Annotated in this window: 10 protein-coding genes and 1 riboswitch; of the genes, 7 read left to right on the top strand and 3 right to left on the bottom strand. The window is 67.7% G+C overall.

Annotation, left to right across the window (positions count from 1 at the left end):
- Positions 1-8 precede the first annotated feature (8 nt).
- Entirely contained in the window at positions 9-1,403 is a 1,395-nt protein-coding gene (locus tag AC1RPL_RS15555) for a UdgX family uracil-DNA binding protein (RefSeq protein ID WP_493070404.1), read from the top strand.
- 41 nt (positions 1,404-1,444) lie between these two features.
- Here the strand turns inward: AC1RPL_RS15555 and AC1RPL_RS15550 are convergent, their stop codons facing one another.
- Entirely contained in the window at positions 1,445-2,134 is a 690-nt protein-coding gene (locus tag AC1RPL_RS15550) for a DJ-1/PfpI family protein (protein ID WP_493070402.1), read from the bottom strand.
- 17 nt (positions 2,135-2,151) lie between these two features.
- Positions 2,152-2,231, bottom strand: a riboswitch (ZMP/ZTP riboswitch).
- A 230-nt stretch (positions 2,232-2,461) separates the two neighbouring features.
- Here AC1RPL_RS15550 and AC1RPL_RS15545 point away from each other — a divergent pair.
- From AC1RPL_RS15545 to AC1RPL_RS15520, 6 genes are all read left to right on the top strand, one after another.
- A complete protein-coding gene (locus AC1RPL_RS15545; RefSeq protein WP_493070400.1) occupies positions 2,462-3,085 on the top strand; it encodes a CerR family C-terminal domain-containing protein in 624 nt (207 codons plus the stop codon).
- The gene (gene hlyD, locus AC1RPL_RS15540) at positions 3,082-4,089 is read left to right on the top strand and encodes a secretion protein HlyD (RefSeq protein WP_493070398.1); all 1,008 of its coding nucleotides are present in this window, start codon (positions 3,082-3,084) and stop codon (positions 4,087-4,089) included. The genes AC1RPL_RS15545 and hlyD overlap by 4 nt, the downstream gene beginning before the upstream one ends.
- Before the next feature lie 136 nt (positions 4,090-4,225).
- Positions 4,226-5,950 (top strand): ATP-binding cassette domain-containing protein, encoded by a 1,725-nt coding sequence (locus tag AC1RPL_RS15535; protein WP_493070397.1) that lies wholly within the window; start codon positions 4,226-4,228, stop codon positions 5,948-5,950.
- The gene (locus tag AC1RPL_RS15530; RefSeq protein ID WP_493070395.1) at positions 5,947-7,077 is read left to right on the top strand and encodes an ABC transporter permease; all 1,131 of its coding nucleotides are present in this window, start codon (positions 5,947-5,949) and stop codon (positions 7,075-7,077) included. Before AC1RPL_RS15535 ends, AC1RPL_RS15530 begins: the two co-directional genes overlap by 4 nt.
- A 45-nt stretch (positions 7,078-7,122) precedes the next feature.
- A complete protein-coding gene (locus AC1RPL_RS15525) occupies positions 7,123-8,208 on the top strand; it encodes an ABC transporter permease (protein ID WP_493070394.1) in 1,086 nt (361 codons plus the stop codon).
- A 3-nt stretch (positions 8,209-8,211) separates the two neighbouring features.
- Positions 8,212-9,609, top strand: coding sequence for an efflux transporter outer membrane subunit (locus tag AC1RPL_RS15520; RefSeq protein ID WP_493070392.1), 1,398 nt, complete (start codon positions 8,212-8,214; stop codon positions 9,607-9,609).
- Positions 9,610-9,805: 196 nt separating this feature from the next.
- Here AC1RPL_RS15520 and AC1RPL_RS15515 read toward each other — a convergent pair whose 3' ends face one another.
- Both AC1RPL_RS15515 and AC1RPL_RS15510 read right to left on the bottom strand, forming a co-directional pair.
- A complete protein-coding gene (locus AC1RPL_RS15515; RefSeq protein WP_493070390.1) occupies positions 9,806-11,389 on the bottom strand; it encodes a sensor histidine kinase in 1,584 nt (527 codons plus the stop codon).
- A complete protein-coding gene (locus AC1RPL_RS15510; protein ID WP_493070389.1) occupies positions 11,374-12,075 on the bottom strand; it encodes a response regulator transcription factor in 702 nt (233 codons plus the stop codon). The genes AC1RPL_RS15515 and AC1RPL_RS15510 overlap by 16 nt, the downstream gene beginning before the upstream one ends.
- Between the last annotated feature and the right edge of the window lie 7 nt (positions 12,076-12,082).

Here is a 12,082-nt window from a genome sequence, read left to right as displayed (position 1 = left end):
GACCGGCGTTGCGCGTAGTTACCTTGGCGGCAGAAGATGATTTCGAGGGCTGGCGCGATGCCGCCCGCGGTCTGGCGCAAGCGAATGTGCCGCCCTCCGAAATCCTCTGGCAAGTCGGCGACACCCCCGTGGATCTGTTCGCCGACGAAGCCGTCATGCCGCCAGCCGCACCCCGTGCACTCAAGGTACCGCGTGCGTTCCTCGACCTCGCCGGGGCAGCGATCCTCCACAGCGATCCCGAGCGCTTCGCCCTGCTCTACACGCTGCTCGCCGGCGACCCGCACCGCATCGCCGACCAGGCCGATCCGCTCGTCCGTCGCCTCGAAGCCATGGCCCGCGAAGTCCGCCGCGACATCCACAAGATGCGTGCCTTTGTCCGCTTCCGCGAAGTGCAGGACAGCGTGCCCTTCCCCGGCACCGGCGAAGCCAACACGCGCTACGTCGCCTGGTTCGAGCCCGACCACCACATCGTCCGCGCCAATGCGCGCTTCTTCGCCGAGCGCTTCGCCAATATGCGCTGGTCGATCCTAACCCCCGAGCTCTCGCTCCACTGGGACACCGAAACCCTGTCCGAAGGCCCCGGCGCCACCAAGGCGGAGGCTCCCGGCGAGGATCCGGTCGAGGATATCTGGAAGACCTATTACGCCTCGATCTTCAATCCGGCCCGCCTGAAGACCGGCGCGATGCTCAAGGAGATGCCGCGCAAATATTGGAAAAACATGCCCGAAACCGCGTTGGTCAAGGAGCTGGTCGCAACCGCGCGCCAGCGGGAGACGGCAATGGTGGCAACGCAGGCCCGGCCGGGCGGCAACATCCAGGGCGCATGGGAGGCGCTGCGCGAAGAAGCTGCGCATTGCACCCGCTGCGATCTCTACAGGCATGCGACGCAAACCGTGTTCGGCGAGGGGCCGGTCGATGCGCGGATGATGATCGTCGGCGAGCAGCCCGGCGACCAGGAGGACTTGGCCGGCCGGCCTTTCGTCGGCCCCGCCGGCGAGATGTTCGACCGCGCCATGGCCCAGGCGAATATCGACCGCGCCACGGTCTACGTCACCAATGCCGTCAAGCACTTCAAGTTCGAGCCGCGCGGCAAGCGCCGCATCCATTCCAAGCCCGATGCCGGCGAGGTCCAGGCCTGCCGCTGGTGGTATGAGCAGGAACGCCTGCTGCTCAAGCCCGAGATGACCGTCGCGCTCGGCGCCACCGCCGCGCGGCAATTGCTCGGCAGGGCCGTGACGATCACCGCGACGCGCGGCCGGGTGCTGGAATTGCCTGACGGCGGCCTCGGCTGGGTGACGATCCACCCGAGCTTCCTGCTGCGCATGCCGGACAGGTCGAAAGTGGAGGACGAGTTCGCCGCGTTCGTCGAGGATCTGAAGGGGGCAGCCAGGGCGCTGGCCTGATCAATTCCTCCCCGAGCTTTGCTCGGGGAGGAATTAGAGAACTAGAACCCCAACCTCTCCGCAATTCCCTGCACCACCTCCGCCCGCCCGGGCGCGAACCGCTCGACCATTGCCCGATACCGCGCCACCGTCTCCGCGTCCGCGCGTTCCGGCGAGCCGCTATCGAACGGCGGTGCCGGATCATATTCCAGGCTCAGCTGCACGAACTTCGCGTGTTCTTCGCCGCGGATCGCCGCGGTCAGCGCCAGCGCGAAGTCGATCCCCGCGGTCACGCCGCCGCCGGTCACCCGGTTGCGGTCGAACACCACGCGCTCGGCCACCGGCTCGGCGCCGAACCAGGCAAGCTGCTCGCGCGATCCCCAATGGCAGCCGGCGCGATAGCCTTTCAAAAGCCCCGCCGCGCCCAGCAGCAGCGAACCGGTGCACACGCTGGTCACCCAGGTCGCATGCTCAGCGATCTGCCGCAGCCAGGCGAGCGTCTCGGCATCCTCCATCGCTGCCACCGTGCCGAACCCGCCGGGCACGCACAGGATATCGGCGCGAGTCACCGCATCGAATGTCGCGGTCGGATGCAGGTCGAACAGCGCATCGGTCTTCACGGGCGCGCGCGTCTTCGCCACCAGATCGAGCGTCACATTCCCCATCCGCGACAGCACCTGCGCGGGGCCGGTCAGGTCGAGCTGGGTCACGTCGGGAAAGAGCAGGAAGGCGATATGCAAGGGTTCGGGCATGCGGGTCCTCCAGGTTGCGGGGATGCCCAGGCGATGCGGCTCTTGGACCCGCGCTTCCCGATGGTGCTCCATCCAGTCGCCAGTCACGCGGTGGCACGAGGATAGGCCAGCCCGCCTCGGCTGTCACGCAATCGCGCGCCTGTTGGAACGAAACGCCTCTCCCTTCGTCATCCCCGCGAAGGCGGGGATCCAGAGCCCAACAGCGTATCGCTCGGTAACCCTGGATCCCCGCCTGCGCGGGGATGACGGCTAGAGCGTCCCGCCAACCCTTGCCTGATGAGCCCGCATTCGATATTAGTTCGTTCGAACGAACTGATTCGGAACGCGATGACCAGCCAGACGCTCATCGACACGGCAATCGACCAGTTCGGCCGGCACGGCTTCGAGGGTGCCAGCACGCGCGATATCTCCCGCGCCTCGGGCACGGCGATGTCCTCGATCACTTATCATTTCGGCGGCAAGCAGGGGCTGTACCTCGCCGCCGCCGATCACATCGCGGCCTGCGTGAAGCAGATCCAGGGGCCCGCGCTCGAAGCCGCACGCGCCGTCGCCGAAAACGGCACGCGCGCCGAAGCGCTCGAAGCGCTGCTGGCGGTGCTCGATGGCTTCGCGCTGATGATGATCAGCCCGCGGACCGAAGCCTGGTCGCTGTTCATCACCCGCGAGCAGCAATCGCCAACCGAAGCGTTCGAACGGCTCTACACCGGCGTGATGCAAGGCGTGGTCGATGTGTTCGTCGCGGCGCTCAAGCGTATCCGCACCGATCTCGGCGAGCGCGAAGTGCTTGCCATGGGGCTGATGCTGTTCGGCCAGTGCCTGGTGCTGCGCGTCTGCCGCGCCGCGGTCACCCGCATCCTCGCCGTCGAGACGATCGACGAACCCACCCAGAAGCTGCTTCGCGCGCGGCTGCGCGCCAACGCCCTCTGCATCCTGTCGGAGACTCCCGCATGAACCGTCGCCGCATCGCGATCATTGTCGTCATCGTTGCGATCGTGATCGCCGCGATCGCCACCAGCGGCTTTGGCCTGTTCAAGGCGCGACAAGACGGTGCGCTCGCGCTCAACGGCAATGTCGATATCCGCGAAGTCGATCTCGGCTTCCGGGTGAACGGCCGCATCGCGAGCATCGCGGTCGATGAAGGCGCGCACGTCAAGCAGGGCGAGATACTGGCTACGCTCGATGCCGCCACGCTCGACAGCCGCATCGCCCAGGCCGACGCCAAGGTCTCGCAGGCCGAGGCCCAGCTCTCCAAGCTCCGCAACGGCAATCGCAGCCAGGACATCGCCCAGGCCCGCGCCCGCGTCGCCGCCGCTGCCGCGGTCGCCCAGGATGCCGATCGCGACTATGCCCGCCGCCAGCCTTTGGTCGAGCCCGGCGCGATCAGCCGCGACATCTGGGAGCAGACCGTCGCCCAGCGCGACAAGGCCCGCGCCGATCTAACCGCCGCGCAGCAACAGCTCTCGCTGATGAACGCAGGCAGCCGTTCGGAGGATGTCGCCGCCGCGGCCGCCGATGTCCGCTCCGCCGTCGCCGCGCGCCAGAGCGCCGCCACCGATCTCGGCGACGCGCGCCTGCTCGCCTCGACCGACGGTATCGTGGTCACTCGCGCCCGCGAGCCCGGCGCGATCGTCCAGCCGGGCGAGACGGTGCTGACCTTGGCGATCATGCGGCCGCTGCGCGTGCGCGCCTATGTCGCGGAGAGCGACCTGTCGCGGATCAGTCCGGGGATGAAGGTGGTGGTTACTGCGGACGGCAATCCGAAAAGCTATCGCGGCACGATCGGCTATATTTCCCCCCGCGCCGAGTTCACGCCCAAGACCGTCGAGACCGAGAATTTGCGCACCGATCTCGTCTATCAGCTGCGCATCATCGTCGACGACCCGGACGACGGCCTGCGCCAGGGCCAGCCGGTCAGTGTCTCCGTCCCCGCCGCCCGCCCCAAGCACAAGGATTGAGCGCGGTGGCGCAGACGCCCCTCACACCAACTACACCGTCATCCCCGCGAAGGCGGGGATCCAGAGTCACGAAGGGCGTCGCTCTGCCACCCTGGATCCCCGCCTGCGCGGGGATGACGAATGGGGAAGGGAGAGCATGACAGCCCTCGCCCACACCGCCGACCTCGTAAAATGCTTCGGCGACAACCGCGCGCTCGACGGGGTGTCGATGGCGATCGAGCCCGGCCGCATCACTGGGCTGGTCGGGCCGGACGGCGCGGGCAAGACCACGCTGATCCGCATCCTCGCCGGCCTGATGGCGCCAACTTCGGGGACCGTAGAGGTGCTGGGCGGCAAGCCCGGCGATAAGCTCGACGATCTCGGCTACATGCCCCAGCGCTTCGGCCTCTACGAAGACCTGTCCGTCATCGAGAATCTCAAATTATATGCCGAAGTTCGCGGCCTGCCCCGGGAGGAGCAGCAGGAGAGCTTCGATCGGCTCATGGAATTCACCGATCTCGCCCGGTTCAAGGATCGGCTGGCGGGCAAGCTCTCGGGGGGCATGAAGCAGAAGCTCGGCCTGGCCTGCGCGCTGGTGAAGACGCCCAAGGTGCTGCTGCTCGACGAGCCCGGCGTCGGCGTCGATCCGATAAGCCGGCGTGAGCTTTGGAGCATGGTCGGCGACCTGACCGAACAGGGCATCGGCGTGCTCTGGTCCACCGCCTATCTCGACGAGGCGGAGAAGTGCGACACCGTCTACCTGCTCAACGAAGGCAAGCTGCTGTTCGATGGGCCGCCGGCGGAGCTGACCGGCCGGGTGAAGGACCGCGTCATCCGCATCACCGGCTTCAAGGAGCGCCGCCGCGAATTCCTTACCCACGCGCTCGATCGCGACGATGTGATCGACGGCACGATCCAGGGGCGCTCGGTGCGCCTGCTGATCGGCGACGGCAAGCCGGTGCCCGATGCCGCATCGTTCGAAGGCGGTCCGGACACCGAAGTTCACTCTGCCGATCCGCGCTTCGAGGACGGCTTCATCGAGCGGCTCGGCGGTGGCCCGAAAGGCACCTCTGCTCTCGCGGAACGCTACCGCACCATCCCCGAGACCGAAGAGTGTGCGATCGAGGCCAAGGGCCTCACCAAGATATTCGGCGACTTCACCGCTGCCAGGGATATGAACTTCCGGATCCCGAGAGGCCAGATCTTTGGCCTTCTGGGCCCTAACGGGGCGGGCAAGTCGACCACCTTCAAGATGCTCTGCGGGCTACTTTCGCCCACTTCGGGGACCGGAGCGGTAGCCGGCAAGTCGCTCCGCCATTCGGCCGCCGCCGCGCGAGCGTCGCTCGGCTATATGGCCCAGAAATTCTCCCTCTATGGCGACCTTTCGGTTCGCCAGAATCTCGATTTCTTTGCAGGGGCTTACGACCTGCCGCGCGACAAGGCGCGCAAGGCGATCGAGGCGATGATCGAGATCTTCGAGCTGAAGGACAAGGTCGACCTCAATGCCGGCACCTTGCCGCTGGGCTTCAAGCAGCGCCTCGCCCTGGCCTGCGCGGTGATGCACGAGCCCCCGGTCCTGTTCCTCGACGAGCCCACCTCGGGCGTCGACCCGGTGACACGCCGGGAATTCTGGATGCACATCAACGGCTTGGTCGAGAAGGGCGTGACCGTTCTGGTCACCACCCACTTCATGGACGAAGCCGAATATTGCGACCGCGCCACCCTGATCTACCGCGCCGAGCAGATCGCCACCGGCACCCCCGACGAGCTCAAGGCCGAGGCCGCACGCCTCACCGAGAGCGAGGACCCGACGATGGAAGACGCCTTCATCGCCCTGATCGAGGAATTCGACCGCAAGCGCGAAGCGAAGGAAGCCGCATGAGTTTCCGCTTCGATCCCAGGCGTTTGGCTGCCCTGGTCCGCAAGGAGACTTCGCAGATCCTGCGCGATCCCTCGACCTTCCTCATCGCGTTCGTGCTGCCGATGATCCTGCTCTTCCTGTTCGGCTATGCGGTCTCGCTCGACAGCACGCGGACCCGGGTCGGCCTCGTCCTCCAGGACAGCAGCGCCCCCGCGCTCCGCCTGGCGCAAGCCTATCGAAGCTCCCGCTATTTCCAGGTCACCGAAGCCCGCACCGTGGCCGAGGTGCGCGACAAGCTGGTCGATGGCGAGCTGCGCGCGCTGATCGTCATTCCCCAGGATTTCGGGGCCGGCATCAAGCGTGGCAAGATGCCGCCGATCCAGATCGTCACCGACGGCTCCCAGCCCAATACCGCCAATTTCGCAGCGGCTTACGGGGAGGGCGTCCGCGCGAACTGGGCCGCCGCCGAAGGGCTGGAGCGCCATCCCGGCGGCAAGGCAGCGCCGGTCACGATCTCGGCGCGCTACTGGTACAATCCCGAGCTCAAGAGCCGCTTCTTCCTCGTCCCCGGATCGATCGCCAACGTGATGACGATGGTCGGCACGCTGCTCACCGCGCTCGTCGTCGCGCGCGAATGGGAGCGCGGCACGATGGAGGCGATGATGGCCACGCCGATCAGCATGGCCGAGTTCATCGCCAGCAAGGTGATCCCCTATTTCATCCTCGCCCAGGCCTCGATGACGCTCTGCGCGGTGATCGGCGTGTGGATATTCGGGGTGCCTTTCCGAGGCTCGGTCTTCGCCCTCTACGCCATCTCCTCGGCCTTCCTGATGCCCGCACTCGGCCTCGGCCTGTTCATCTCGGCCGCGACCAAGAACCAGTTCGTCGCGAGCCAAGTCGCGCTGCTCTCCGCCTTCCTGCCGACCTTCCTGCTCTCGGGCTTCATCTTCGAGATCGGATCGATGCCCTGGCCGATCCAGGCGCTGACCTATATCGTCCCCGCGCGCTACCTGATCCCCAGCCTCGAGACGGTGTTCCTGGCGGGCGACCAATGGGGGCTGCTCCTCCCCAATATCGGCATCATGCTCGTCTTCGGCATGGTGTTCTTCACGCTCTCCTTCCGCGTCACCCGCCGGAGCCTCGACTAGATGCGGCGGTTTCTCCAAGGGTCCGGCTTGCGCCGGCTGGTCGCCATGATCGTCAAGGAGATGTGGGCGGTGCTGCGCGACCCGCAGGCGCGGCTGGTGCTGTTCGTGCCGCCGCTGATGCAGCTCTTCATCTTCACCTATGCGACCACGCTCGACGTCAAGAATGTCGACATCGGCATCCTCGATCGCAGCTCGGGCGCGCATTCGGTGGAACTCGTCCAACGCATCGCCGGCAGCCCCAATTTCCGCCATATCGAGCGGCTGGCGACGCCGAAGGACCTCAAGTCCGCGATCGACAACCAGAAGGTGATCGCAGCCTTGGTGATCGACGAGGATTTCGACCGGAGCCTCGCCCGCGGCGAGAGCGCGACGATCGGCCTGGTGCTCGACGGCCGCCGCTCCAACGCCGCGCAGATCGTCACCGGCTACATCACCGCCATCGCCGGCGGCATGGGAGCCGAACTTGCCCCGCCCCAGGTACAGGGCGCCGCGGGCGGCAGCGTGGTGACCAACTGGTACAACCCCGCACTCGACTATATCTGGTTCACGCTCCCCTCGCTGGTGGCGATCATCACCTCCGTGGCGGGGCTCGCGATCACTTCGCAATCGGTGGCGCGCGAGCGCGAGCTGGGGACGTTCGACCAGCTGATGGTCTCGCCCTTGCGGATCCACGAGATATTGATCGGCAAGATGGTGCCGCCCTTCGTCATCGGGATGATCAACGGCAGCGTCTATCTGGTGGTGGCGCCGCTCGTCTTCGGCGTGCCGTTCACCGGATCGCTGCTGCTGTTCTGGCTGTCGCTCGGCATGTATCTGCTCGCGCTGATCGGCATGGGCATGCTCGTCTCGGCCGCGTCGCAGACCCAGCAACAGGCCTTTCTCGGCGTGTTCCTGGTGACCACGCCGCTGATCCTGCTTTCCGGTTATGCCAGCCCGATCGACAACATGCCCGACTGGCTTCAGACGATCACCTATCTCGATCCCGCCCGCTATTTCCTCGTCATCGTCCAGGGGCTGTTCCTCAAGGCGATGCCGGCGGCGGCCGTGTTCCACCAGCTCTGGCCGCTCGCGCTGATCGCGTGCGTGACGCTCTCCGCCTCGGCCTGGCTCTTCCGTGCGCGCATGGAGTAAATGATGACCCGCTCGCTCCCCCTGTTCCTGCTGCCGCTGTTGCTGGCTTCCGCCTGCACGGTGGGGCCGGACTATCACGCCCCCGAGAAGAAGGCCGCGCCGGACTGGCTCGAGGCCGGCACGCCAGGCCAGGTCGATCTGCAATGGTGGGACCGGTTCGGCGACCCCCAGCTCTCCACGCTCGTCCAGCGCGCGGTGGCGTCCAGCCCTGATCTCAAGGAGGCCGAAGGCCGGCTAGCCGAGGCGCGCGCCAATCGCGAGGCGATCGCCGGCGGGCGTCTGCCCAGCGTCACCGCCAAGGGGTCGGCGACCGAGAATATCCTCAGTGAGAACGGGCAGCTGCCGATCGGCAACATCCCCGGCTTCGCGCGTGATTTCCCGCTCTACGACATCGGCTTCGACGCGAGCTGGGAGCTTGACCTCTGGGGTCGCCGTACCCGCCAGATGCAGGGCGCGACCGCGCGGGTGGAAAGCGCGACCTATGCCAAGCGCGACGTGATGCTGACGCTGATCGCCGAAGTGGTGCGCAGCTACATGGACCTGCGCGCCGCCCAGGCCGATGCCGCCACTGCGCAAGCGCAGGCGGCGTCCAATGCCGAACTGGCGCGGCTCACGCGCCTGCGTTTCGATGCGGGCGAAGCCTCGCGGCTCGAACTCGATCGCGCCGACAGCGCCGCCAAGGCAAGCGCGGTTGCGGTACCCAATGCCAGGGCGCAGGCGAGCGCCGCGGCCTATCGGATCGCCACGCTGGTCGGCGTGCCACCGGAGCAGGTCGTGCCCGAGCTGCAGGCGGTCGCGCCGCTGCCGGCAAGCCCCGATGCGATCCTGGTCGGCCTGCGTTCCGAGTTGCTCGAGCGCCGCCCCGATGTCCGCCGCGCCGAGCGCGAGTTGGCGGCCGCGACCGCGGATATCGGTGTCGCCACCGCCGATCTCTTCCCGCGCTTCAGCCTGTTCGGCGGCCTGGGTCAGCAGGCACGCAAGCCGGGAGACTTGTTCTCGGGCGATTCCTTCCGCCTCCAGATCGGGCCGAGCTTCTCCTGGCCGATCTTCCAGGGCGGCACGATCCGCGCCCAGATTCGCGCTACCGATGCCCGCGCCGATCAGGCGGCGGCGCGTTATGAAAAGGCCGTGGCCGGTGCGCTTTCGGACAGCGAGGCGGCGATCAACCGCTTCCTCAACGCCCGCGCCGCCGCCGATGATGCCGCTTCCTCGCTGATGCGCGAGCAAGGCGCGTTCGCGCTCGCGCAGAAGCGTGCGGACCGCGGCGAGGATGACCGGCTGACGCTCGAACGCGCGCGCCAGTCTTTGCTCTCCGCTCAGCAGCGCGATCAGCAGGCGCGCGCTGCCAAGGCACAGGCGGCAACCGCGCTCTACAAGGCGCTGGGTGGCGGCTGGAGCTGAGCCGCCGCAGAAAGCGCGCCCAAAAAACTTGTAATGTAGGATTTCGCCTGCTCCAAACTGGTGGATGCAGGCCGGCTTCCCTCATTGCACCGATCGCGTTCGCTCCGTGCGGTTGCGCGGGTGGGGAAAACGGGGGCCCCGTAGCATCAACTTCGTAAACTTCCGCGCCGTGCCCGGCACCCGAATCAGCGGGTCGCTAGGCGGCCGGCACCCGGATCTCGAAGCAGGTCCCGTGCGCGCCCGTGCCCAGCGCGATCGTGCCGCCATGCGAAGCGAGCAGCGAGCGCGCGATCGGCAGGCCCAGCCCGGTGCCGCCAGCGGCGCGGCGGCTGGTGAAGAAGGGCTCGAAGATGCGTGTGCGGTCGGCTTCGGGGATGCCCGGGCCGTCATCGGCGATGGTCAGCAGGATCTCGCCCGCCGCCTCGGTCGCCGCCATGTGTATCTGGCCCGCGCCCGCTTGGCGGCTGTTCTCCACCAGGCTCTCGACGATCGCCTCCAGCATCGCCGCGGGCATCGCCGCCCTGGGAAGCGCTTCGGGCAGGGTCAGCACAATCGCCAGCCCGCGATCCGCCCAGGCATCGGCGATCCGGCGCAGCGCCAGCGCCACATCGGCCGCCGCGTTCGCATCGGCCTCCGCCATGTCGGCGCGCGCCAGCTCGAGCAGCCGCGTGACGAGCTGCGCCAGCCGATCGGCATCCGCGCCGGCATTGGCGAGGAAGCGGCGGCGGTCCACTTCGTTCATCTCGGCATGATGATCCTCGAGGATCTCGATCACGCCGCGGATGCCGGCGAGCGGGGTCTTGAACTCGTGGCTCACTGCATGGGCGAAGTCGCGCAGATAGCGGGAGCGCCGGTCGATCGCGTCGGCCATCGTCGCGAAATCGGCGTAGAGCGCCTGGATCTCGATCGCGGCGGTGCGCGGCGCCTCGGGTACAATGCCGCCGCCACGCGCCACGTCGCGCGTCGCCTGGCTCAGCGTCTCGATCGGACGAGCGATGCCGCGCGAGAGCAGCCCGCTCAGAAGCACCAGCGTGGCGAAGATCGCGCCGATGCCGAACAGGATCTTGCCGCGATCTTCATAGAGCCCGCGGAACAGTGCGCGCGGCGAGCGCGACAGCAGCAGCACTGCGACCACCTTGCCATTCGCCACTACCGGCCGGGCATGGTGGATGCGCAGGCCGGAAGCGCGGCTCAGCCATTCGAAGGCATATTCGGGATGATAGTCGCCCCGGCGGCGCAGCACCGTCTCCGGCCGCCCGCGCGCCGCCGCGGCAAGCTCGGGCAGGCTGGCCAGGCTCTTACCGGCGTCCTTGCCGATCAGGATGCGGCCATCGGGCGCGAGCAGCAGGATCGAGGCGAGCGTCGCGTCTGCCGTGGCATCCACCAGCGGCGCCAGGCGCGCAGCGGCCGCCTGCGCATCGGGCGCGGGACCTCCGGACATGTGCGCGGGATCGGGCCGCTCGGGCAAGGGTTTCGTGCCGAGATCAATTGTCGAGAGCGGGCCACCGGCAATGCCGTTCGAGATGCCGGGGGTCAATTCGGGACCGCGCGATCCCGGCCATTCCGCGCTGGCCACCGCAGCCAGCGCGGTACTCTGTGCGATCAGCTCGGCCTCGGTCTGGCGGACAAGGGTATTCTCGTAGACGCGCAGGAACAGCGCGCCGACACCGGGCAGCGCGGCGACGAACACGAAGGTGACGAGCAGGATCGTCCGCAGCCGCAGCCGTGGCCAATGGCGCCGGACCGGCGCCTTGGCTGCCTCGATCAGGCGCTTGAACACGGGCCGATCCGATATCCAATGCCGGCCCGCGTCTCGATAAGGTCGTCCGCGCCGGCCTGGGAGAACTTGCCGCGCAGGTTGCGGACATGGCTGTCGATCGTCCGGTCGGTGAGCGCGAAGCCGGGGCCGCGCAGCCGATCGATCAATGCGTCGCGGCTGAACACCTTGGAGGGCATGGCGGCAAGCGTGCGCAATATGCCGAACTCGGTGACGGTGAGGGGCACCGCCGCCCCCGCCCAGCTTGCCTCCCAGCTTTCGGGATCGAGGCTGAGCTTGCCGTGGCGGATCACGGTGCCCGCGCGATCGACATCGGGTGCGTGCGCGGCGGTGCGGCGGAGCACCGCCATCACCCGCGCCACCACTTCGCGCGGGGAGAAGGGCTTTGTGACATAATCGTCGGCGCCCAGCTCGATGCCGATGATGCGGTCGATCTCGTCGTCGCGCGAGGAGAGGAACAGGATCGGCAGCCCGCCTTCGGCGCGCAGGCGGCGGCAGACTTCCAGCCCGTCCATGCGCGGCATGTTGATGTCGAGCACGATCAGGTCGGGCGACCGGGTCTCGGCGAGATGCAGCGCTTCCTCGCCGTTGCCCGCCTCGATCGTCTCCAGTCCGGCCTTGGCGAGCGCGAAGACGAGCAGCTGGCGGATGTGCGGATCGTCATCGGCGACAAGGATGGTGCGGGGCATGGGGCAT

The sequence above is a fragment of the Sphingomonas sp. GW821-FHT12D09 genome (assembly GCF_058807215.1).
This window is presented reverse-complemented; position numbering and strand designations above follow the sequence as displayed.